The organism is Faecalibacterium sp. An58, from assembly GCF_002161515.1.
GTDB lineage: Bacteria > Bacillota > Clostridia > Oscillospirales > Ruminococcaceae > Faecalibacterium > Faecalibacterium avium.
Window position 1 is genome coordinate 1 of sequence record NZ_NFHX01000020.1, and the last position, 22,918, is coordinate 22,918.

At 51.6% G+C, this 22,918-nt stretch carries 19 protein-coding genes, 1 pseudogene and 1 riboswitch; of the genes and pseudogenes, 19 read left to right on the forward strand and 1 reads right to left on the reverse strand.

The features are described 5' to 3' along the window. Window positions 1-218 precede the first annotated feature (218 nt). The 9 genes and pseudogenes from B5G12_RS10730 to B5G12_RS10770 all read left to right on the forward strand — a co-directional run. Window positions 219-2,954, forward strand: a complete 2,736-nt coding sequence (locus B5G12_RS10730) for a DEAD/DEAH box helicase (protein ID WP_087324899.1) — start codon at window positions 219-221, stop codon at window positions 2,952-2,954. A gap of 208 nt (window positions 2,955-3,162) precedes the next feature. Then, window positions 3,163-4,734 carry a hypothetical protein gene (locus tag B5G12_RS10735; RefSeq protein WP_087324900.1) on the forward strand — a complete coding sequence of 524 codons (1,572 nt, stop codon included), beginning with the start codon at window positions 3,163-3,165 and terminating at the stop codon, window positions 4,732-4,734. After that, on the forward strand, window positions 4,734-4,979 hold the full coding sequence (locus B5G12_RS10740; RefSeq protein WP_087324901.1) for a YkgJ family cysteine cluster protein: 246 nt from the start codon (window positions 4,734-4,736) through the stop codon (window positions 4,977-4,979). Before B5G12_RS10735 ends, B5G12_RS10740 begins: the two co-directional genes overlap by 1 nt. Window positions 4,980-4,992: 13 nt before the next feature. Then, a complete protein-coding gene (locus B5G12_RS10745; protein ID WP_087324902.1) occupies window positions 4,993-6,018 on the forward strand; it encodes a hypothetical protein in 1,026 nt (341 codons plus the stop codon). Between the two features lie 63 nt (window positions 6,019-6,081). Continuing rightward, window positions 6,082-6,747 (forward strand): DNA/RNA nuclease SfsA, encoded by a 666-nt coding sequence (gene sfsA, locus B5G12_RS10750; protein WP_087324903.1) that lies wholly within the window; start codon window positions 6,082-6,084, stop codon window positions 6,745-6,747. Window positions 6,748-7,145: 398 nt separating this feature from the next. Then, a complete protein-coding gene (locus B5G12_RS10755) occupies window positions 7,146-8,297 on the forward strand; it encodes a hypothetical protein (protein ID WP_144064136.1) in 1,152 nt (383 codons plus the stop codon). 229 nt (window positions 8,298-8,526) lie between these two features. Further along, complete coding sequence (locus tag B5G12_RS10760; RefSeq protein WP_087324905.1) at window positions 8,527-8,706, forward strand: hypothetical protein; 180 nt, start codon at window positions 8,527-8,529, stop codon at window positions 8,704-8,706. A gap of 3 nt (window positions 8,707-8,709) precedes the next feature. Then, a complete protein-coding gene (locus tag B5G12_RS10765) occupies window positions 8,710-9,897 on the forward strand; it encodes a recombinase family protein (protein WP_087324906.1) in 1,188 nt (395 codons plus the stop codon). Further along, window positions 9,854-10,030, forward strand: a pseudogene (locus B5G12_RS10770) (putative PEP-binding protein); the annotation flags it as partial. The gene B5G12_RS10765 and the pseudogene B5G12_RS10770, both read left to right, overlap by 44 nt. 270 nt (window positions 10,031-10,300) lie before the next feature. On the opposite strand, the gene B5G12_RS10775 reads toward B5G12_RS10770, so the two are convergent. Next, entirely contained in the window at window positions 10,301-10,717 is a 417-nt protein-coding gene (locus tag B5G12_RS10775) for an aldo/keto reductase (RefSeq protein WP_343286636.1), read from the reverse strand. 235 nt (window positions 10,718-10,952) lie between these two features. On the opposite strand from B5G12_RS10775, the gene B5G12_RS10780 reads away from it, so the two are divergent. The 10 genes from B5G12_RS10780 to B5G12_RS10825 all read left to right on the forward strand — a co-directional run bounded on the left by B5G12_RS10780 (window position 10,953) and on the right by B5G12_RS10825 (window position 22,918). Next, window positions 10,953-11,696: a sigma-70 family RNA polymerase sigma factor gene (locus tag B5G12_RS10780; protein ID WP_087324907.1), complete on the forward strand. Its 744-nt coding sequence runs from the start codon at window positions 10,953-10,955 to the stop codon at window positions 11,694-11,696. Next, window positions 11,693-12,574, forward strand: a complete 882-nt coding sequence (locus tag B5G12_RS14665) for an anti-sigma-I factor RsgI family protein (protein ID WP_158099713.1) — start codon at window positions 11,693-11,695, stop codon at window positions 12,572-12,574. Before B5G12_RS10780 ends, B5G12_RS14665 begins: the two co-directional genes overlap by 4 nt. 311 nt (window positions 12,575-12,885) lie before the next feature. Continuing rightward, entirely contained in the window at window positions 12,886-13,716 is an 831-nt protein-coding gene (locus B5G12_RS10790) for a glycosyltransferase family 32 protein (RefSeq protein WP_158099714.1), read from the forward strand. A 342-nt stretch (window positions 13,717-14,058) separates the two neighbouring features. Continuing rightward, window positions 14,059-15,138, forward strand: a complete 1,080-nt coding sequence (locus B5G12_RS10795; protein WP_158099715.1) for a glycosyltransferase family 2 protein — start codon at window positions 14,059-14,061, stop codon at window positions 15,136-15,138. 56 nt (window positions 15,139-15,194) lie between these two features. After that, window positions 15,195-16,631 carry a lipopolysaccharide biosynthesis protein gene (locus B5G12_RS10800; protein WP_242956014.1) on the forward strand — a complete coding sequence of 479 codons (1,437 nt, stop codon included), beginning with the start codon at window positions 15,195-15,197 and terminating at the stop codon, window positions 16,629-16,631. A 226-nt stretch (window positions 16,632-16,857) separates the two neighbouring features. After that, a riboswitch (cyclic di-GMP riboswitch) is annotated at window positions 16,858-16,955 on the forward strand. A 69-nt stretch (window positions 16,956-17,024) separates the two neighbouring features. Next, a complete protein-coding gene (locus B5G12_RS10805) occupies window positions 17,025-17,753 on the forward strand; it encodes a sugar transferase (RefSeq protein WP_087324911.1) in 729 nt (242 codons plus the stop codon). Next, the gene (locus tag B5G12_RS10810) at window positions 17,743-18,852 is read left to right on the forward strand and encodes a glycosyltransferase family 2 protein (protein ID WP_158099716.1); all 1,110 of its coding nucleotides are present in this window, start codon (window positions 17,743-17,745) and stop codon (window positions 18,850-18,852) included. The genes B5G12_RS10805 and B5G12_RS10810 overlap by 11 nt, the downstream gene beginning before the upstream one ends. 24 nt (window positions 18,853-18,876) lie before the next feature. Then, window positions 18,877-20,220 carry a hypothetical protein gene (locus B5G12_RS10815; protein ID WP_144064137.1) on the forward strand — a complete coding sequence of 448 codons (1,344 nt, stop codon included), beginning with the start codon at window positions 18,877-18,879 and terminating at the stop codon, window positions 20,218-20,220. A 109-nt stretch (window positions 20,221-20,329) separates the two neighbouring features. Then, on the forward strand, window positions 20,330-21,436 hold the full coding sequence (locus tag B5G12_RS10820) for an aldo/keto reductase (protein WP_087324914.1): 1,107 nt from the start codon (window positions 20,330-20,332) through the stop codon (window positions 21,434-21,436). 183 nt (window positions 21,437-21,619) lie between these two features. Next, window positions 21,620-22,918 carry a hypothetical protein gene (locus B5G12_RS10825; RefSeq protein ID WP_242956015.1) on the forward strand — a complete coding sequence of 433 codons (1,299 nt, stop codon included), beginning with the start codon at window positions 21,620-21,622 and terminating at the stop codon, window positions 22,916-22,918.

Consider the following 22,918-nt stretch of genomic DNA (forward strand, 5'->3'; position numbering starts at 1 on the left):
CATTTTTTACCCCCTGTGAGACTTCTCAGATTTCTAAGACTTCTTAGACTTTTGATACTTTCTCTTATTTTCTCACAGGTTGGTACTTTTTTACAGTCGGGGGATTATAGGGCGGTTACTTTGCAGCGCCTTCTGTATCTTGTGATAAGTAAAAGTGCATGTTATAATAAAATATTAATACAACATTGCTATTTAAGAAACGGCTATGGAGGCCTGAAATGGATCAGGAAAAGTATCTTATCCTTATCAACGGCCAGGACCGAACGGATTCGGTTGCTCATTTTCAGCTGGAAAGCGAGTATTGTGAGATTATCTACACCAAGTCTAGCAAAGCTTATCATTACCGGCGTGATAAGGTACAGGTCCTGGAACTGCGGCAACGTTTCAAGGCAGACGGATGGATCGTGGAGACCACTGATCGCTCCCTGACTGATCTCGATGAAATTTTGGATTATGGCACTTGGTATCGTTTTGTCTGGACAGGTAAAAAAGCCGTTTCTTATCCCAAAACTGATGTTGTGCTTCATCAAAACTGCTTGACGGATCAAAAGGTGAAGTATCTCTTTGCCTATTTTAAGGAGACCGCCGAGGCAGTAGGTCTTACAGCTGACAATGGTATGAACCTATTGAGCGGTCAATATGAACGGTGTAAGAGGATTGACAGTGGGAGCGTACTAGCCAGCTATTTGAATCCAGCTGCAAAGCTGAAAAAGCGTGATTTGCCTGAAGTGATTCTCTATCCATTTGGCCTGAATCAGAGCCAAAAAGTGGCAGTAGAAAATGCATTGTCCTCTCAGGTGAGCATCATCCAGGGACCGCCGGGCACCGGGAAGACGCAGACCATCCTGAACATCATTGTCAATGCCGTCCGAAACGGAAAAACGGTGGCGGTGGTTTCCAATAATAATTCGGCAACTTTGAATGTAGCCGAAAAAATGGAGGCAAAAGACCTTTCCTTTTTAACGGCTTTTTTGGGCAGTCGGGCAAACAAAGAACAGTTTCTGGAAGCCCAAACAGGGAAGTATCCTGACATGGAGTCCTGGGTGTTAGAGCCGGAAGAACAACAGAGATTGGAACAATCAGTTATACAGTTATCTCATGAGCTGAATCGGCAGCTGGAGGCAAAGAACCGGATTGCAGCAATTCAGCAGGAGCTGTTGGAACTGACGCCGGAGGAACATGACTTTGCGTCCTACTATGAGAGCATAGGACACGCTTTTCAGGGTCAGGTCAAGAACCTGTCAGCCGCAGAAGTGCTATCTTTGTGGCTGGAATATGAGGCCTATACAGAAAAGGGAAAAAGGCTGGGTTTGCTGAAACGAATTTTGATTTGGCTTCGTTTCAGCCGAAGTGCTATGGAACTGTTTCGACAGGCACCGGAAACAGTGATTCCGTACCTCCAGCGGGAATATTATCGTCTGCACCGTCAGGAGTTGACGGAGGAAAAAGCTCATCTGGAACAGATGCTGCAAGATTATTCCTTTGACGAGAAAATGAAAGAGCTGTCCGATCGGTCTCTGCAACTGTTTCGGGCCGAATTGAGCCAACGATTCCGTTGGAACGAAAAGCGGCCTCGCTTTGCACTGGAAAGCTTCCGCCGCGCCTCCGAGCGGTTCAATACAGAATATCCGGTGATTCTGAGTACCACTTATTCGGTCAAGGGAACGCTGCATCCAGACTATCTTTATGATTACCTAATTGTGGATGAAGCGTCCCAGGTGGATCTAACCACCGGCGTGTTGGCTTTGGCTTGCGCAAAAAATGTGGTAATTGTAGGTGACCTCCAGCAGCTTCCCAATGTTCTGAATAGCGACAGTATCCAAAGGAGCGAGGCTGTCTGGAACCGGTATGCTCTGCCGGAACCCTATCATTTTTCGACACACAGTTTGCTTGCTTCGGCACTGGAAGTGTGGAAGGATGTACCCACGGTGCTTCTGCGTGAACATTACCGCTGTCATCCCAAAATCATCAACTTCTGCAACCAGAAATTTTATGGCGGTAAGTTAATTGTTATGACTGAGGATCACGGAGAACCCAATGTCCTGACCATATACAAAACATCCCCAGGCAATCATGCCCGGGGACATCTGAACCAGCGCCAGATTGACGTGATGCGGGAAGAAGTGCTTCCCAGGCTGAAAGCGCAGGGATACAACCAAATCGGCATCATTACCCCATACCGCGACCAGGTAGCAGCCATCCAGGCCCAGTTGGGAAAGGAATGGGAAGTGGCGACCGTTCACAAATTCCAGGGCCGTGAAAAGGATGCCATTGTCTTGACTTCGGTGGACAATGTGATCACCAAATTTGTGGATGATCCTCATATGCTCAATGTGGCAGTGTCGCGGGCAGTTCGGTCTCTGACAGTGATTACGTCCAGCGATCCTCGGAATGATCGCACCAACTATGGGGATCTGACTCGGTATATTCTATATAATAACTGCGAAGTGGTAAACAGCACCGTTTATTCGGTGTTTGACCTGCTCTACAAAGGATATGCAGTACAGCGCCAGGCTTATCTGAAAAAGCACAGACGAGTGTCAGAATATGATTCAGAAAATCTACTCTATACTGTCATTGAGAAAATATTGCGAAAAGAACAGTTCTCTTCGGTGGACTGTGCGGTCCACGTGTCAGTCAATCATTTGATCCGAGATTACACCCTGCTGACCGAAGATGAGGCTGTCTACGCCCGAAATCCCTTGACCCATGTGGATTTTCTGCTGTTCCGGCGAGTGGACAAATCGCCGCTGCTGGCGGTTGAAGTAGATGGAACTGCATTCCATGCAGTAGGCAGCGTACAGGCTCAAAGAGATGCAAAGAAGAATCGCATTTTTGAGCGGTGTGGGATTCCTTTGCTTCGTCTTCGGACTGATGAAAGCGAGGAAGCCAATCGAATAGAACAGGCTCTTGCGCATGCGCTGCAAGGAAATGGAACATCCCAAACGCAATAAAAACAATGAGGCTGCTGGTTGTGTGAACTGGCAGCCTTTCTTTGACACAATTCAATCGGTAAAATTGTTTGCTGCCTATGGAGAGGCAAATAAAATCAATCTGTTTACATTTTAAAAAACACATGGTACTCTTATATAAACAACCTTTAGAAAATTGCAAAAAACGCTGTATGGAAAAGACGCAAAGAACTTAAAAAGAGATGACAATATGAGCAATTATGTTTGCGCCGTTGGGGATCATATGCCGTCTGATCCCAATGAACCGGTTATGGATTTGCTACTTCAGCAGTATAAAAGGGTCATCGTGGAGAGTCTCATCACATCCTTTGGACTGGACTTTTTGGTTCAGGATCAGTATGGCGGTGATGTGGACACCATCCATAATGTGCGTCAGGTTGGTCAGACACCGGAGATGACTTATAAGAACGCCCGAAATGCGGCGGCTTATGAGAACCGTGGTAAGTATGATACCAACGAATATCATCGCGACCTGCGTTATAAAGAGATTAACCGGCAGATTAGCCAACAGAAAAAGGCAGGAACTTTGCGGGATGCCTATACGGGCGATAAAATAGCCCGCAATGGCAAAACGGATCTGGATCATGTGATTTCTGCTCATGAAATTCACGATGACCGTGGCCGGGTGCTGTCAGGCATCAAGGGCACAGATTTGGCCAACTGCGAAGAAAACCTGAAAGCCACCAATCCTCATACCAATCGCACCAAGAAAGATAAGACAATGGATCAACTATTGGAGCGGCGTGGGGATGAGTATAGCGATAAGCAAAAAGAAAATATGCGGAAGGTGGATGCCGCCGCGCGCAAAGATTACAATGCCAAACTGGCAGCAGCCTATTATACCAGTCCTCGTTTTGCCAAGGATCTAACGCTGGCCGCGGCCAACGTGGGGCTTCGGATGGGGGCACGGCAGGCATTGGGCTTTGTCTTTGCTGAAATGTGGTTTGCGGTAGAGGAAGAGTTCCAGGCATGTGATGTTCAGAATGGGCCATTTGATCTGGGAGATTTCCTTGGACGGATTGGCCATGGCATCCTGCGTGGATTTGAAAATGCAAAGCAGAAATTTCCGGACTTGTTTTCCAAATTTCTTAGCGGCGCAACAGCCGGAGTCCTGGCCAGCCTCACCACCACTTTGTGCAATATCTTTTTTACCACTGCGAAGAATGTTGTGCGGGTGATCCGCCAGTCTTATGCCTCGGTGGTGGAAGCCTGCAAGGTGCTGCTGATTAATCCGGATGCATACCCCTTTGGCGAGCGGATGCGTGCCACGGCTCAAATCTTGGCTACGGGGGCCAGCGTTGTAGTGGGAGTGCTGGTACAGGAGGCTCTAACTGATCTGCCATTGGGAACGTTGCCTCTGGCAGGAGATACAGTGCCAATGTTCTGTGGGACATTTGTGACAGGCATCATGAGCTGTACTTTGCTCTACTTCCTGAACCGCAGCGAAATGGTTAACAAGCTGGTTTCTTCCCTGAACCAGATTGATACAGTGGAAGGGGATATTGCTTATTACCAAAACCAGGCGCGATTCTTTGAAGAATACGCCGCCAGGCTGGAACAAATTGATCTGGAATCCTTCCGCAAAGAGACGGCGATCTATCACAACATTGCAGAAACAATCGACCAGACACAAAGCGAAGAAGAACTGAATGCGATCCTGGAACAGGCTTACCTGAGCTATGGACTTCCATTGCCATGGAAGAACTACCGTTCTTTTGATGAAGCCATGCAAAACCCTCAGATGCGGCTGGTGTTTGAATGATGTTTCAATGTGATCAATGCGGCGCATGCTGCCGCCATCTGGGTTGGTCGGATCTATACCGGGAACTGGACCGGGGAGATGGTGTGTGCAAATATCTGTCCGGCAATCTGTGCAGCATCTACAAAGACAGGCCCTTGCTGTGCAGGGTGGATGAGAGCTATGAAGTCTTCTTCAAGGGGATTATGAGCAGAGAAACATATGATAAGCTCAACTACGAGGCCTGCGAGAGATTGAAACAGGGATAAGGAGGAATGGATCATGCCGTTACCCTTGATATTGGGAATGGGAGCCGCTGCTGCGGCCGCTGTCGGAGCAACATCTGGCGTGCAGGGTGCCGTAAAAATGAAAAAAGCCAGCGACACCCAGAAAAAAGCCCAGAGAAAACATCAGCGCAATCTGAAACGCTTTGAGCAGGAAACAGAAACCACCAATCAGGAAATGGACGATCTGGGAAAGTTAGAGCTGTCCATTCTCAAGGATTTTGAGACCTTTTCAGATCTGATGGAGAAAATTCAAAATCGCCCCGAATTCAAGAACCTGGCCCATGAAGAAGTTCAGATCCCGGAGTACAACCCTGAGGAGCTGAAGAAAACGTCTGTGGGAGCGGGCGTTTTGCTGGGTGGACTGGGCGGTGCGGCGCTGGGCACTGCCGGCGGCTTTGCCGCAGCAGGTGCAACAACGGCTGCAGTAATGGCCCTGGGTACAGCATCCACAGGAACAGCAATTGCTTCCCTCAGCGGCGCGGCGGCTGTCAATGCCACCCTGGCCGCTTTGGGCGGCGGAGCTTTGGCGGCCGGAGGCGGTGGTATGGCGCTGGGTTCTGCAGTGCTGGGAGCTGCCACTCTGGGTGTAGGAATTCTGGTTGGTGGCATCATTTTTAACCTGGTGGGCAAGTCCATCTCTGATAAAGCAGATGAAGCCTGGAATCAGATGAAAGAGGCAGAAGATGAGATCAACCAGATTTGCCAGTATCTGAATGATTTGTATGTCTCCGCAGGCTGGTATAAGGATTCGCTTTTATTGGTGCAAAAGCAGTACGAGCAACACTTGCAGGCAATGAAATCCATTATTTTGGAGGAAGGCCGCACCGACTGGAATGCCTATACATCTGCGGATAAGATTACCATAGAAAATACGGTTTTGCTGGTGGGGCTGCTGTACAAAATGTGTAAAGTTCAGGTTGTGCTTCAGTCTCAGGATCGAGAAGGAATGAATCAGGTCAATCATAAAGAACTGAATCAGAATATCGCAGATGCAAAGTCCATTCTTCAAAAAATTGCGTGAGTTTTACGGGAATCCAGGTCAAAACGTAAGAGCCTAACAATCGTATGAGTTGGTTTAAATTACATGAAATATAAAAAAATCGTAGACGCCACCTTCCTCTCCCGCCCCAACCGCTTCATTGCCAAGGTTATGTTGGATGGCAAGGAAGAAACCGTCCATGTCAAAAACACCGGTCGCTGCAAAGAATTGCTGCTGCCAGGGGCGGATGTCCGGCTGGAAGTGTCGGATAACCCTGCCCGCAAGACAAAATATGACTTGGTAGCCGTCCGGAAAGAGGGCCTGGGCTGGGTCAACATCGACAGCCAGGCTCCCAACAAGGTGGTGAAGGAGTGGCTGGAAACCCAGGGCTTTGACGACATCCACCCCGAGTTCTCCTATGGGAAGTCCCGGATTGATTTCGCCATGGAAAAGGCGGGCCAGCTCTATCTGCTGGAGGTGAAGGGCTGCACCCTGGAAGTGAACGGCATCGGCTACTTCCCGGATGCCCCCACCGAGCGGGGCGTCAAGCACCTGCAGGAACTGACCCAGGCCCAGCAGGCCGGGGTCCGCTGTGGGGTAGCCTTTGTGATCCAGATGGAAGGGATTGCCGAGGTGCGGCCCAATGTGGACACCCACCCGGCTTTCGGCGAGGCTCTGGCCCAGGCAAAGGCGGCTGGGGTGAAAGTTCTCTTTTTGCTCTGCCGGGTAGGCAGAGATTCTCTGGACGTTGTGGATCAGAGAGAAGGATAAAACAAAACGCTGCCCGGTAAGGCAGCATATGGAATACCGGCAGATAGAAGCAGTTTGGATGAGACTGCGACTGTCTGCCGGCATTTTTTGTGCCTGAAAAATGAAAAACTTGGAAGGTATGACAACCCGTCATAGTAAACTGTGACAGATAGTCACTCCCGTCAAAGAGGGACCTAAGTTATCATTGTAATGGGCACTTTCACAGAGAGGTGTACTAAGAGTACACCAAATGGTGTACTTCCGGTCACTCCCGGAACGGAAAAACTTCTGGTATGCTTTTACCAGAGACCGCGCAGCACCTTGAAAACCGAATAGTTCAACCTCCTGGAACTTCCAGACAATGACACTTCCGTAACTCGCGGCCCGGCCATGAAGAAGGCGGGGCGGCCGAAAGGCCGATGGAGCGGTGCAAATCCGCCGCCAGAAGGTTCCCAACCCTCCCCGGGGTGTCGAGGACAAATGGGGGAGGAACCCGAAAAATCAATTTCAAACCACTGGCCGGAATGGAAAGCTCCAGGGCAGTGGGCCTTAAAGTTCGACTGAAATGGAATTCACACCCGATAAAAGAGAGGAGGCGAAAGCAGATGCTGCAGAATTTGAGCGTTGACCCGGAGTTTCAGAGCAAGATTCCTCCGCTTCGTGAGGAAGAACTGAAACAGCTGGAGGAAAACATCCTGGCAGATGGGGTGGTTATCAACCCGCTGATCGTCTGGAACGGCATCATCGTGGATGGTCACAACCGCTACCGCATCCTTCAGCAGCACCCGGAGATTCAGTTCACTATCTATGAGAAGGAGTTTCCCGATCGGTACGCAGTCATCGCCTGGATCTGCAAAAACCAGCTGGGGCGGCGGAACCTAACGTCCCAGCAATTCAAGTATCTGATGGGACAGCAGTACAAGGCGGAGAAGATTGCATATGGCGGAGATCGTAAAAACAATGCACCAAAATCAAGTTACCAAAATGGTAACTTGATCTTGAAAGAAAAAACCTGTGAACGCATTGCAGCCGAGAATGGCGTAGCCAGAAATACTGTTATCCGTGCAGAGCAATTCGCCAACGGCGTAGATGCCGCTGAGGAGGCCGTTCCCGGCATCAAACAGGAAATCCTGACCGGCAGCATCAAACCCACAGAGAAGGCTGTGGCGGCCATCGCCAAGGCTCCGCAGGAGGAAAGACCAGCTCTGGTCCAGCAGCTCCGGCAGACCAAAGAACTCGAAAAGCCCGAGGAAAAGCACAAAGACAAAGAAAAGCCCCAAGAGAAGCCCCAGGAAAAGCCGAAACGTAAGCGCAGCGTTGCAGAAACCCTGCAAGCCATCCGGGAAGCGTCGGAAAAGATGCTCCAGCCCACCGGAGAGATGAACGAGGAGGACATTTTCGCTGAAATGGAGGATGCCCTGGACACTTTGATTTTCCGATGGAACACCTGTTTGCAGAGCAATCCGGCGCTCTGTCTCTCGGGGCTGGAAGGCATCCGGCGGATCGGGGAACAGGGTATAGATTTTATTAAAAATTTTGAACAATCTATCCGGAAGGCCAACGCCGGATGATATGAAACATTCCAATCGACATCCTCAACGAAACCAAGCATATGTGATAAGATGGAGGTGCCAGAATCAAGAACAACAAGATTGATGAACGCTATGCAGCGGTTGCCCTGATCGAAATTCTGATGAAGAAAGGTCTGGTCAACCCGGAGACCTATGCCAACGTGGTTCGCAACACAAGCAAAGCCCCTGCCAAGGGGCACGGCATTTAAGAAACAAGGAGGGCGGCATTATGATGCGGGACGATTACAACTATCGCTTTAAGCTGACGGACTACACCCAGCTGGACCGGAACCGGAAGCGGAAGGTGGCCGTCTATGGCCGGGTATCCACCGAGCACGAGGCGCAGATTGCTGCCCTGGAAAACCAGATGCAGTGGTACGACGATCAGGCGCGGTATCATCCCAACTAGGAGATTCAGGACCGGTATATAGACGAGGGCATTACCGGTACCCAGGCCAAGAAAAGGCCCTCCTTTCTGCGGATGATTGACGACGCCCGGCAGGGCAAGTTTGATCTGATTGTGACCCGGGAGGTCTGCCGGTTTGCCCGGAACGTGGTGGACACCTTGGTCATCACCCGGGATCTGAAAGGCATCGGGGTGGAAGTCTACTTCATCGAGGACAATATCTGGACCATGGACGGGGATGGCGAGCTTCGCCTCTCCCTGATGGCCACCCTGGCCCAGGAGGAGAGCCGCAAGACCTCCGAGCGGGTGCGGGCGGGCCAGAAGGTGAGTCGGGAGAAAGGGGTGCTGTACGGCAACGGCAATATTCTGGGCTATGACCGGGTTGGAGATACTTATCAAATCAACGAGGAGCAGGCCGAGACGGTGCGGCTGATTTTCGACCTCTATTTGCAGGGGAGAGGTTCTTTGCAAATTGCCAACGAGCTCAACGCCCGGCACAGGAAGAGCGCCATGGGGCTGGTGCGGTGGAGCGCCTCCAGCGTGGTGCGGGTTCTGAAAAATGCCACCTACACCGGCACCAAGTGCTACAACAAGTCCCGGAACAACAACTTTCTGGAACAGCACCGGGTGCTGAACCTGGACGCCTCCACTTATCAGTATCAGGAAGGGGACTTCCCGGCCATTGTCTCCAAGGAAGTTTGGAACAAGGCCCAGAGCATCCGGCTCAACCGGAGGAAACCGGTGGCTCTGAAAGACGGCAAGGTGACCATCAGCAACCGGAGTTCCGAGGATATCTGGGTCAACAAGCTGCGGTGCAGCTGCGGCTATGCCTGCCGCCGGGACAAGTGGCACGTCCGGAAGGACGGCAGTATCTCCTACGGATACCAGTGCTACAACCGGATCAACAACGGTTCCAAGCAGAAACGGGAGGAGATGGGCCTGGACAGCGAGGGGTACTGCGGGATTCGGATGTACGGAGACTGGAAGCTGGAAATGATGGCCGACACCCTCTTTGAGCAGCTGCTGGGGGACAAGCACCAGATCATCCAGATCGCCCTGGAGCTGCTGAAAAAATACTACAAGGAGACCAGTCGGAAGGACCAGCAGGGGAACAGTGAGCGGAAGATTCAGCTGGAGCGGATCGAGACCCGGCCGCGCCACCCGCCCCGACATCGGCCTGGGCATCTGCGGTGAGCACGGCGGCGATCCTTCCTCCATCGAGTTCTGCCACAACATCGGCCTGGACTACGTGAGCTGCTCGCCCTACCGTGTGCCCATCGCCCGTCTGGCCGCCGCTCAGGCTGCCATCAAGAACCCGAGGGGTTAAAAATATCTTTCCTTCGGCCTTTTGCTGACGCAGGATGACGCCGCTTATTGCAAGCGGACCGGATACGCGTTTTGCAAGGGTGTATGGAAGGATATGACCGTGAGGGCCTGCATAGACCTGAACGGAATCAGTCTTTAGACGGAGGCAGCGAAAGCTGCCTCCGTTTTAGCGTGTCGCAAAAAGAAAGCCGCTCGATGCGTCGAGCGGCTTTCTTGGATGATGGATGCGTTGTTTTTCTGGAGCGGCGCCGGCGCGCAAAGGGCGGGCGGATCATTCGTGGACTTTCATCCGGTGGAGCATCTGGACAAACTTGGGGTCGCTGTGGTCCACGATCTCGCTGTGGCCGATGTCGAGCTGTGCAATCTCTGCCATATCCTCGTCGCTGAGCTGGAAGTCCCAGATGGACAGGTTCTGCTCCATGCGCTCCTTGTGGATGGACTTGGGGATGACGGTGACGCCACGCTGGACGTTCCACCGCAGGGCCACCTGGGCGGCGCTCTTGCCGTATTTCTGGCCGATGGCGGTCAGCACGGGATGGGTGAAGATGCCGTGGTTGCCCTCGGCAAAGGGACCCCATGCTTCGGGATGGACGCCATACTCCTTCATCAGCGCCAGGGCGTTCTCCTGCTGGAAGAAGGGATGGAGTTCCACGCCGAACGGTGATATCCTCTCCGGATCGAGATCCACCGGAAGATCCTACCTGAACTCCTTTCCCTCGCAAGGCCGCGGCGCCCGGTATCCAGACACCGGCGCTGCGACCGTTTTGCGTTTGTTTGGAACGCCGCGCCGCAAAATGCGTCTGCCCCCTCGCATCTTTGGCCGTAATCTGGTACACTGGGGGTGGGATTTTGTACAAAAGGGACGGGCGTACCCGAAAACAGAGCGCGGCGTCCGTATCCTGCTGATGGAAGGAGGAGACCGAATGTTGTTACAGACCGAACACAGCATCGTGGCCCAGGTCCGGGCAGCCAGGACGGACCCGGCGGCTGCGGATGCCTTGGTGGCGCAGTATATGGGGTTTATACGCAGCGAGACCTATAAATTCACCCACAGCGCCCCCGAGGCGGGCCATGAGGACGAACTGAGCATCGCCATGATGGCTTTTTATGAGGCGGCCCTGGCCTATGACAAGGGCAGAGGCTCTTTTTTGGGCTATGCGGCCCGGGCCATCCGCAACCGCCTGATCGACTACTACCGGGCCGAGAGCCGGCACCGGGGCGCGCTGTCTCTCTCGGCCCCGGGGGACGGGGAGGACGGGCGCATGCTGCTGGAGACCCTGCCCGATACTCAGGACCAGCTGGCCCAATATGAGGTGCGGGTGGCCAGCCAGAGCGAGATCACCGAATTTGGACGCCAGCTGGGGGAGCAGTTTGCCATTTCCTTTTCGGATGTGGCCGACAACTGCCCCCGGCAGGAGCGCACCCTGGCGGCCTGCCGCCGGGTCCTGGATTATGCCCGCGCAAACCCCGCGCTGCTGGACCGCCTGGCACAGACCGGGCGGCTGCCCATCGGGGAGCTGGCCGCAGGCTCCGGCGTGGATAAAAAGACCATCGAGCGGCACCGGAAATATCTGGTGGCGGTGCTGCTGGCTTTTACCAATGGATATGAGATCATTCGGGGGCATCTGTGCCAGATGGTGGCCCTGAAGGAAGGAGTGCGGGAATGAAATATCTTGTGATGGAGACCCACCCGGCCTATGCGGTGGTGCTGGACGAGAGGGGCCGCTTCCTTAAGACGGCCAACCTGCACTATCAGGTGGGCCAGACGGTGCAGGATGTGGTGGAGCTGCGCCTGCCCCCCGCCCGGCGTCCGGTCTGGCTGCGGGCCGCGGTGGCCGCGGCTGCTTTGGCCGCCTGCCTGTGCCTGGGCTTTTTCGGCTATTACCGGCCCAACTTCACCCCCTATGGCACCCTGCGCCTCCAGATCAACCCGGATGTGGAGATGACGCTCAGCCGGAGCGGACGGGTGCTGGACCTGAAGGGTCTGAACGCAGACGGCGCGGCCCTGGTCTCGGGGTTTGCGTACCAGGGGATGGACCGGGAAGACGCGGCCAGCGAGCTGGTGGCCCGGGCCATCGTGATGGGATATTTGACCGACGGGGGGACGGTGTCGGTATCGGTGGCCAGCGAGGATGCGGACTGGCAGGCCCACGAGGCCGAGGAGATCTGGGAAGAACTGGACGAGCACTACGGCAGCACCATCCGGATCCGGATGGGAGAGGCGGCGCCCGACGACGTTCCCCAGCAGGCTGCCCAGAGCACGCCCGCCCAGACGCCTGCGCAGAGCGCCCCGCCTGCCTCGAATACGGCGCCCCCGGTGCAGCTCCCTGACGACTACGACCCCACCGGCTCGGATGCTCCCAGAGATGACGATGACTGGTATGATGACCCCACCGGCTCGGATGCCCCCTATGACAGCGACGACTGGGATGATGACGATGATGACGACGATGACGACGACGATGACGACGACGATGACGACGATTGGGACGGCGAGGACCACTGGAACGACGACGATGACGGCGACGACCGCTGGGACGAGTGAGTGACGGAAACCGCCCGGGCATAAGCGATGCGACGTGCTGCATGGGAACCTTTCGGACGAATGGGCCGCCGGCCGCGTGAAAAGTAAAAACGGTTTTGGCATTGGGAGGGCAGCGTCCGGCGCGCCGCCGGGCGCTCCGGACCGTAATGCAAAAACAGGCCGCCGCATCCGGAATGCGACGGCCTGTTTGGACGTTCAGACGCACGGAAACGGAAAATTGGTATTGGCAGACAGGTCTGGATACGATATAATAAATGTTGAAAAGAGGATGGATTTGCCCGCCCGGAGGTGGAGGAAGGAGGAAGCGGAAAATGATCCCCAAAGTCATCCACTATTGCTGGTTTGGGCGGGGGCCTTTGCCTGACCTGGCAAAAACTTGCATCGCCAGTTGGAAGAAATACTGCCCCGACTACGAGATCCGTGAGTGGAATGAGGACAACTTCGATATTGCCTGCTGTGATTTTGCAAAAGAAGCTTATCAGGAAAAAAGATGGGCGTTTGTAAGCGATTATGCCCGCTTGAAAGTGGTTTTTCAATACGGAGGAATCTACCTGGACACGGACGTGGAGCTGGTGAGATCCTTGGATCCGCTGCTGGAACACAAGTGCTATCTGGCGACGGAGAGTTCGGGGTTTGTCAATACAGGCCTTGGATTTGGGGCAGAAAAAGGCAGCAGGATCCTGCAGGAACTTTTGGAGGAATATGAAAAGCAACATTTCCGACTGCCGGACGGGACCTTGGATGTAGAGCCTTGTCCCCAAAAGAATACATTTCCGCTTTATAAATACGGATATCGGTTTAGCGCAAAAGAAATTTGGAAAACAGACGATGTGACGGTCTATCCGCCGGAATATTTTTGTCCGCTGGATTATGAAACGAGATCTTTTCACAGAACGGAAAATACATATTCGATCCATCATTATTCTGCTCTCTGGATCCCGGAAGATGTGAAAGAACTGGAGAAAAAGATCAAGGAGGTGGACCGGACAAGAAATAAATGTGTTGCGTTTGTTATACACAATTGTATGAGGTATAGCTTTTACAAAAAGAAGGGAGAGGAACGTTCTGTATTCGGATATGTGTATAAGAGGCTGAAATTAAAGTATCACAGAATGAAAACAAAAAGAAAACGGCAAACATGATATGAGATCTTTGGCGAAAAATTCTCTCTATTATGTATAGAATAGCGAAGTCTGCCAGCATCGTGCAATAAAATTCAAAAAAGTTTGAAAAAACGCCGAGTTGCAGCAAAAGCGTTATAAAGTAACATATTTGAGGTAAAGATGCGGCCTGCAGAGAGCCCCGTGCGCATTGCAGGAGCAGAGCATCAAGAGGCAGAAAAATAGATGTTGGCAGTCAGGTCTGGGTACGGTATAGTGATATAAAAATGCTGGATTTGCCCGCCCGGAGGTGGGGGGACTCCGTAGGGCAGGCAGAGGAGGGAGCGCATGGTGTGTTCTGGAATGAACATGGGGGATGAATGTATGAGTGAGAAAATGGAGAACCCGCTGATTTCAGTTATCATTCCTGTTTATAAAGTGGAAAAATGGCTGGAACAATGTGTCGAAAGTGTTCAAAATCAGACCTATCAGAATTTGGAGATCATTCTTGTAGATGATGGTTCCCCCGATCGATGCGGTGAAATCTGTGATCGATTTGCCCGGAAGGATCCCAGGATCAGAGTGATCCATAAGGAAAATGGTGGACTTTCAGATGCGCGAAATTGCGGCTTGGATCTGGCTGGCGGAGAATATATTTGCTTTGTAGATTCCGACGATTATATTGAGCCTGCAATGCTGGAAGTTCTATATCAGGAAATCAAAAAAACATCGGCGTCCATAGCGGTTTGCGATTATGAGTATGCGTACGATGAGCTGGAAGATTGCCTGGAAAATCCGATGAGTAAGAAAAGAGATCTGGAAGAAGAAATCGTTTTGACAGGCCGAGAATTTATATGTCTCAAACAGAGCAAACATAGTATTTGCGTTGTAGCATGGAATAAGCTGTATCAGAAAGAAGTATGGAAAAACGTTCGATTTCCAAAGGGGAAAATTCATGAGGACGAGTTTGTCTTTCACAAAATTATGTATCCGTGTCATCGGATAGTCTGTGTTCCGTATGTCGGATACCATTATCGTTTGCGAAAAAACAGCATCATGAGTTATTGTGTGCAGAAAAACGGAATAATATCTACTGGAGGAAATGAAATCCATGCATGTGAAGCTTTTAGAAACCAGTGTGAGTATTTTGCTCAACAAAATGATGCGGAAATGGTGCGAAGTTGTGAAAATGATTGGAGCGCATATATGCGTCAACGATGGATATATGGAGACCAAAAGAATCGAAAAGAAATTCGAAAAGAGTATATTTCAATTGAACAAGGACTGCTTGAAAAAAACTATATCTCCATAATGACATACATAAGGCGGAGAATACTGTTTTATGCTGAGGCATCACTTGAAGTGCTGTATGGAAGCCTCCTTCGGAAATGCCGAAAAAATTTCCCGACAGTATATTTGACCTTAAAACATATAAAACACAGCGTGAAAAGCATAATAAAATAAATTGCGAAAGATAATGCTATAGTTGCTACTTGCTGGGAAAGGAACTGCTAGGTGTTGTGATAAAGAGTAAAGTGATTTTATCAAATATGTTATGGAAGCTTGCGGAACGCGGCGGATCGCAGATCGTATCTTTTGTGGTTTCAATCATTCTTGCACGACTCCTGGCGCCGGAAGAATTTGGTGTGATTTCACTGATTACGGTTTTGACGAATATTCTGGATATTTTCGTGGATAGCGGCTTTAGCAATGCTTTGATCCAAAAGCAGGAAGTTGGACAAAAAGAATATTCCTCGGTATTTTTCTTTAATATTGGGTTGGGAACGGTATTTTATGCCGGAATGTACGGTTTAGCGCCTGTAATTGCCGATTTTTATGGCCGAAGCTACATGATCCCGTACATTCGAGTGCTTTCGATCACACTGATCATCGGAGGGTTTAATGTTGTTCAGAGGTCGCTGGTAGCAAAGAGGCTGGAGTATAGAAAATTTTTCTACTCTTCACTTGGAGGTACGTTGCTTTCTGCGGTTATTGGAATTGCGATGGCATTGTCTGGATTTGGTGTGTGGGCTTTGATTGCGCGCAATTTGATAGACAAATTCATCGATACGGCGATTCTGTGGTTTACAGTTCGATGGAGGCCGTCTTTATATTTTTCTTTGAAAAAGTTAAAGCCATTGGCGTCATATGGAATCAAATTAATGGGCTCTGGCTTTCTTTATTCCGGTACAAATAATTTGATGAGCCTCGTGATTGGCAAGGTCTTTTCTGCATCTGCCCTGGCATATTATGAAAAGGGAAGACAAATTCCCAATCTGATGGTCGGTAACGTATATTCGGTAGTGCAGGAAGTCTTATTCCCTGTTATGGCTGAGCAACAAAAAAATAAGGAAAGTGTTTGCAAAATCTTAAGACAATCACTTGCGATATCTGCTTACTGTATCTTTCCCTGCTTGATCGGGATCGCAGCCTGCGCAAAACCGATTACTATTGTTTTGTTCACAGAGAAGTGGCTGGATATGGTTCCTTTTCTCCAGCTCTGGTGTCTGTTTTTTATAACCTATTTAGTTGATTCGGCCAACTTACAAGTAATTCAATCGTTGGGGCGCAGTGATATTTTTTTGAAGCTGGAGATCATCAAAGAGATCCTTACAGTCGTTAGCATTTTGGTGACACTGCCTTTTGGCGTATTACCGATGTTGGCACTGTCTGTTTTGGAGCGTCCGATTCATTGGTATATCAATGCGGCTCCATGCAAAAAGCTGATAGGCTACGGGTTTGTTGAAGAGGTAAAAGAACTAAAAAGCATCATACTCTTAAATGGTTTAATGGGTGTGATTGTATGGTGTGTCGGACTTCTGCCACTGGAGACGATTCCGCTGCTTATCGCTCAAGTGATGACAGGAGTGATTGTTTACTTGACGGGTTCCGTCATTTTGAGAGTAGAAACGCTAAAGACAATTATAAAATTGGCAAAAACCCTTTTATGCATTTAAAAAGATAAGAATGATACAAGTGAGGGCTTCTATAAACACAAAAAATGAAACTATTTATTAGATACATTAACTATTGAATCCTACGTTAAAATGTGATAAAATAATGATGAAAGTAAAGGTGACGGCGGGGTGAGCGCGGGCGGGCGAATAAATGCCGCTTGACATCCGCTGGCTGTTCCAGTACAATCAATAAAACCTATACGGGTTTGGGTTTATACAGCAAAAGTGAATCATTTGGCAAACCTGCAGAAATGCAGGGGCGCAAAGCATGAAGCCTTACGTGCGCGGATCGAAAGCGCAGCACAAGGTGGTTCGGCTGCAATTATTCAATGTAAATTGTATAATTGCAGCTTTTTTGTTTGTCTTGGCAGAGGTGACAGGGGGTGAAACAGAATGAGTGCATCTGAGAAGCGTGCCGTGCAGGAGCCGGATGAATATGGCGAATTTGAGACGGTCAGCGGCTTGAAGGAGATCCCAACTTACTGGTTCGACCGGGACCAGCTGCTGTACCGGGACCGGCATTATTGGACAGGGCGCCGGGTGCAGGATGTCTTTTTCTCTCTGTTGGCGTTACTGGTCCTTTGGCCAGTGATGCTGCTCATTGCGCTGGCCATTTGGATCGACAGCCCCGGTGCTAGTCCGGTTTTTGTGCAGGATCGGGTGGGGCGAGATGAAAAGATATTCAAGCTTTACAAGTTTCGCACGATGGTACCGCATGCAGAGGATAAACTGAATGAATTTATATCGCAAAATGAGATGGACGGTCCGGTCTTTAAAATCAAAGATGACCCGCGAATCACACGCGTGGGTAAGTTCCTCCGCAAAACAGGGCTGGATGAATTGCCGCAGCTGATCAATATTTTGCGTGGTGAAATGAGCATTGTTGGACCGCGTCCGCCCCTGCCCCGGGAGGTTGCGCAATATACCCCCTACCAGAAGCAGCGGCTTTATGTGACGCCGGGGTTGACCTGTTACTGGCAGGTCCAGCCAAACCGCAATGAAATGAGCTTCGATGAATGGATCGAGCTGGATCTGAAATACATAAATGAGCGCAATTTCTGGCTGGATTGGAAGCTTATTTTTCAAACCATATGGACCATTTTGGGAATGTATGGGGTATGATCTGAGTGGCTGTTCAATTATAAATGATTTCGGTGCTTTGGAAATACAGGTTGAAGATATGCAAAATGATACGAATAAAACAGAAAAGGCGCTTGTCACCGTTGTGATCCCGGTCTATAACGTGGAAAAATATCTGGATCGATGCATAAATAGTGTTGTCAATCAAACCTATACAAACCTTGAAATCATTCTGGTGGATGATGGTTCCCCGGACCGCTGCCCGGAAATGTGCGATGCGTGGGCAAAAAGGGATGCCAGGATCAAAGTGGTCCATAAAAAGAATGAAGGGCTGGGATATGCCAGAAACACCGGCATAGATCATGCGTCAGGGGAATACATTTGCTTTGTGGATTCGGATGACTACATTGCTTTGGATCTGGTAGAGAAGACTTATGCTGCGGCAAAAGAAAAAAATGTGGATATTGTGCTGTATGGCTTTTTTAAAGTCGATCAAGTCGGTAAGATTTGCGGAGAGGTTTGTCCAAATCCAGACAAATGCTATTATGAAGGGGATGAGATCCTGTCCTATGTGCTCCCCAACATGCTTGCAAAAGGCAAAACCAACTTCTTTATGAGTATGAGCGGCGGTCTGTTCTCTTTTGACTTGATAAAAAGGACTGGATGGAGAATGGTTTCGGAGCGGGACATCATATCAGAAGACTGGTTTTCTCTGATGATCCTGTATAGATACGTCAAAAATGTTGCATTTATTCGGGAAGCGCTCTATTATTATTGCGAAAATCCCAAGTCACTGACGCACACATACAGATATGACCGATATGAAAAAGTAAAATATTTTTACGATGCGTCGATTGCAAAATGTAAGGAGCTTGGCTATTCGAATGCGATTCGGTCTGCGGTGTTTGAAGCGTATATCTCGAGCGTGATTGGATCATTGAAGTCGATCGTAGTATCCGACCAGAGCAGACGTGATACATGGAGTGCATTCAAACAGATCCTGAGCGATGAACATCTGCAGAAGGCACTGAAAGATGCGGATCTCAAAAAGGAATATCTGCAGAGGAGAATTTTATGCACTGCAATGAAGAAAAAATGGTATGCGGCCTGTTATATCATGGTTAAGGCGAAAACGATTTGATTCGGTGGATGGATGATGAAGACGATGAAGCAGATAGAGTCAAACAAAAGATCATTTATAAAATCATTGCTATGGTTTTGTATGTACTATTTGTTTTTCTGCAGCTTTTGCATAGACGTTTTGGGCTTGCCCTCTGCTGTTTCATATGGGATAGATTTTATTTTGCTGTTTATTTTGTTCTTTTCCCTTATATCCAGGAGGATATACGATTTCTCGGGACGATATTATACGATTTTTCTGATGTGGACTGGTATCCTTTTTGCCTCAACGCTGGCGGGACTGTTTGTTGTGTACGGCTCGCCGCTGCTCTATCTATGGGGGCTCAGAAATATATTTCGCTATTATATCCTTGTCTGGGCCTGCTCGATCTTTTTGGATTTGACAGATATCCCCCGGATGCTGTCCTATTTCAAGATGGCGTTCGTTATAAATCTGGTTTTGTGTACCATTGAGTATGCAATGGGATACCGCGGCGATAACATTGGGGGAATGTTTGGAACGGCATCTGGATGCAATGGCTATTTGAACCTGTTTTTGATCATCATTGTTGCCATCAGTATGATAGAATATCTCAATAAAGTGAGAAGCATAGGGGAACTGGTGTTTATTCTGCTGGGATCTTTTTATATGATGGCAATAGCGGAACTCAAGGTGTTTGTGTTTGAGTTGGCGGCGATCTCGATTTTGGCCATCCTCCATTCAAAATACAGTGCCAGAGACATTGCGTTGGTGGCACTGGGAATTGTTGGAATTTTTTTGGGGATTGCAATGCTGGGCTATTTCTTTGAGAATTTTGGATTCGATTTCTTCTTTTCGGGAGAGATTTTCGATTATCTGAGCGATAGAGGCTATACAGACTCCGGCGACCTCAACCGGTTCAATGCAGTCCCGGAACTTTACAGAAGGTTTCTTTCTGAAAATGTGGGCGGGATGCTTTTTGGGATAGGACTGGGAAATGCCAGCTATTCCGATGCGTTTTCTTTTTTCAACAGCAGCTTTTATCTGACTTATCAGGACCTGCATTATCAGTGGTTTTCGGATGCACTCGTTTACATTGAGACGGGAGCCATTGGTTTGGTTTTGTTTGAATCCTTTTTTGTGGGCGTATTTTTTGCTTGCAGAAAACTACGGAAAAACAAAGCGTTATGGACGGAGCTGCCAAACCAAGCCGCCATAGAAACAATGGTACAGGTGGCAGGCGTTGTTGCTCTGATGTCCATTTTTGTTTCCGTTTATAATTCGTCGCTGCACACAGACGCCGGCTATATGGTTTACTTCCTGCTTTCTGTGCCGATTGTGATCGACCGGCAGCTTGCGCTCAAGAAAAGCCCGCCGGAGCACAGGGTTCGGCGGTACAAAAGAGTATGACCTGACAAATGATAGGGATTTGTATCCTTCCCCTCCCTTTCCATCTGTGCTATACTTGAGCCAACCAACAAGCCGGGCATCCGGCGGAGAATGGAAAGGATGAGAGACGATGAGCACAGAAACCAGGCACGCGTCGCTGGGTTTTGGCCTGATGCGGCTGCCCAAGCAGGGAGATCAGATCGACGTGGACCAGACCAGCCGGATGGTGGACGCATTTCTGGAGGCGGGGTTCACCTATTTTGACACGGCCTATGTCTACAACGGCAGCGAGGAGGCGGCCCGCCGGGCGCTGGTGGAGCGGCATCCCCGGGACAGCTATACTCTGGCCACCAAGCTGAACGCACGGGTGGCCCGGAGCGAGCAGGATGCAAAGAGCCAGCTGGAACAGAGCCTGGCCCGCACCGGCGCAGGCTATTTTGACTATTACCTGCTGCACGCTGTGCAGGACTCCAATGCCGGGGACTACGACAAGTGGGATCTGTGGGATTTTGCCCGGGAACAGAAGTCGAAGGGGCTGATCCGGCACTATGGCTTCTCGTTCCATGGCACCCCGGCGCTGCTGGACCGCCTGCTGACGCTGCATCCCGACGTGGATCTCGTCCAGCTGCAGATCAACTATGCCGACTGGGATAACCCCGAGGTGACGGCGGGGGAAAACTACCGCATTGCCCGCCGCCACGGCAAGCAGGTGGTCATCATGGAGCCGGTCAAGGGCGGCGCCCTGGCGGACCCGCCCCGGCCGGTCAAGGACCTGTTCGATGCGGCCCGCCCCGGGGCTTCGTATGCGTCCTGGGCGCTGCGGTTTGCAGCCAGCCTGGACGGCGTGCTGGCGGTGCTGTCCGGTATGTCCGACCTGGCCCAGATGCAGGATAACCTGGCCACCTTCACCCGGTTCGCTCCCATGGGTCCGGAGGAGCGGGCGGTCATCGCCCAGGCCCAGCAGATCCTGGCCCGCTCGGCGGCCATCCCCTGCACCGGCTGCGGCTACTGCGTGGAGGGCTGTCCCCGGCAGATCTTGATCCCCAGGATCTTTGCGGCCGCCAACAAGCAGCTGGCCCAGGAGGACCCCGGTTCGGCAAAAGAGGCCTATGCCCGTGCCATCCAGGACCGCGGCAAGGCTTCCGACTGCATCGCCTGCGGTCAGTGCGAGGCTGCCTGCCCCCAGCACCTGCCGGTGATCCAGTGGCTGCACAAGTGCGCTGAGATCCTGGAGTGAATTTTATGTGTGTACCAGCCATCCCCTGCGGGGGATGGCTTTTTTTGCAGACCGGGGGCTTGTTATAAAATCGTCACATTTGGATGGTATAATACACCCTAAAACGGCCATTCCGGCGTTGCCTTTGAGAAAAGGGCATGATATACTCATACTGTATCGCTTGGTTTGCAAGGGGGGATAGGGATGAAGCTGCCGAAACGGCTGGCGGCGGCCGTGTGCGCCGCGGCGCTGCTGGCAGGGTGCGCCCTGCCCGGGACCGAACGGGCCGGCGTGGAGGAGCTGCTGCGCGCGCCCCGGCTGGAAGGAGACTACGGCGAGATCCAGTCCGCTTTGAACCAGTGGCTGGAGGAGAGCGCCCAGCTGAAATATCCCATGAACGGCGAGCTGTTGTCCCCCTTTTTGATGAGCGACTTTGATGGGGACGGCCAGCAGGACGCCGCGGTGCTCTATTCCACGGCCGATACCCCCAACATCTGTCTGGCGGTGCTCCAAAAGGACGCCGAGGGCGTATGGCAGGTGCAGGACGCGGTGGAGGGCCTGACCGAGACGGTGGACACCGTCCGCTTTGCCCGCCTGCAGGAGGGGGGCGCCAACCAGATCGTGGTGGGCTACAACGCCTCCCAGGAGGTCAGCTATCTGGCGGTGTACGCCTATACGGAGGGCAGGATCCAGGCCATCCTGGCGGAGCCCTACGACCAGTACCTGATCGAGGACATCACCGGCACCGGGTATGAGGATCTGGTGCTGATGGGCACCGACGAACAGGGGGCCGACCAGATCAAGCTGCTGATCTCGGACCGGGAAGGCGGCTTCCGGCAGGCGTCGGTGATGGGCCTCTCGCCCGACAAATTCACCGGCTGCGCCTCCCTGGCCGCCGGCATGGGGGCCTATGGGGGCCAGTACCTGGTGCTGGACGGCTGGACCGGGGTGTCCGGCTCCAACCTGGCCTCGGTGCTGCTGCGCTACAACGAGCTGACCCAGCAGATGGAGCCCGCCCGCCAGATCGGGGCCGACGCGCTGTATGAGGCGTCGCTGCGCAATGTGCCCGACCTGACCAGCCGCGATTTGGACCGGGACGGGGTGGTGGAGATCCCCACCCAGCCCGAGGGGGCGGGCCTGATCAATATGAGCCAGGGCCGCCGGATGGATTTTATCCTCTGGATGGATTACACCAGCGCCCAGCCCCGCAAGAGCTTCGGCATCCTGGATGAGGAACTGGGCTTTTACCTGGAGCTGCCGATGGAATGGTACGGCAGCCTGATGCTCACCGACGGGGCCGGCGGCCGGGACGAGGTGGAGCTGCGCAGCCAGGACGGCCAGCAGCTGTATCTCACCCTGCGCATCACCAGCCTGTCCGACCGCACCGCCGGCTGGACGAGGCTGGGCGTGGTGTCCAACCACCTGGTGCAGGCCCAGTTCGGCCCCGATACCGCCGTGGCAGACCCGCTGTACCGGCTGTCCCGCTCGTTCTATCTGTTGTGA

Coding starts and splice junctions, on each gene's coding strand:
- B5G12_RS10730 (WP_087324899.1), top strand. CDS start 219: ATGGATCAGGAAAAGTATCTTATCCTTATCAACGGCCAGGACCGAACG.
- B5G12_RS10735 (WP_087324900.1), top strand. CDS start 3,163: ATGAGCAATTATGTTTGCGCCGTTGGGGATCATATGCCGTCTGATCCC.
- B5G12_RS10740 (WP_087324901.1), top strand. CDS start 4,734: ATGTTTCAATGTGATCAATGCGGCGCATGCTGCCGCCATCTGGGTTGG.
- B5G12_RS10745 (WP_087324902.1), top strand. CDS start 4,993: ATGCCGTTACCCTTGATATTGGGAATGGGAGCCGCTGCTGCGGCCGCT.
- sfsA (WP_087324903.1), top strand. CDS start 6,082: ATGAAATATAAAAAAATCGTAGACGCCACCTTCCTCTCCCGCCCCAAC.
- B5G12_RS10755 (WP_144064136.1), top strand. CDS start 7,146: ATGGAGCGGTGCAAATCCGCCGCCAGAAGGTTCCCAACCCTCCCCGGG.
- B5G12_RS10760 (WP_087324905.1), top strand. CDS start 8,527: ATGATGCGGGACGATTACAACTATCGCTTTAAGCTGACGGACTACACC.
- B5G12_RS10780 (WP_087324907.1), top strand. CDS start 10,953: ATGTTGTTACAGACCGAACACAGCATCGTGGCCCAGGTCCGGGCAGCC.
- B5G12_RS14665 (WP_158099713.1), top strand. CDS start 11,693: ATGAAATATCTTGTGATGGAGACCCACCCGGCCTATGCGGTGGTGCTG.
- B5G12_RS10790 (WP_158099714.1), top strand. CDS start 12,886: ATGATCCCCAAAGTCATCCACTATTGCTGGTTTGGGCGGGGGCCTTTG.
- B5G12_RS10795 (WP_158099715.1), top strand. CDS start 14,059: ATGAGTGAGAAAATGGAGAACCCGCTGATTTCAGTTATCATTCCTGTT.
- B5G12_RS10805 (WP_087324911.1), top strand. CDS start 17,025: ATGAGTGCATCTGAGAAGCGTGCCGTGCAGGAGCCGGATGAATATGGC.
- B5G12_RS10810 (WP_158099716.1), top strand. CDS start 17,743: ATGGGGTATGATCTGAGTGGCTGTTCAATTATAAATGATTTCGGTGCT.
- B5G12_RS10815 (WP_144064137.1), top strand. CDS start 18,877: ATGAAGCAGATAGAGTCAAACAAAAGATCATTTATAAAATCATTGCTA.
- B5G12_RS10820 (WP_087324914.1), top strand. CDS start 20,330: ATGAGCACAGAAACCAGGCACGCGTCGCTGGGTTTTGGCCTGATGCGG.
- B5G12_RS10825 (WP_242956015.1), top strand. CDS start 21,620: ATGAAGCTGCCGAAACGGCTGGCGGCGGCCGTGTGCGCCGCGGCGCTG.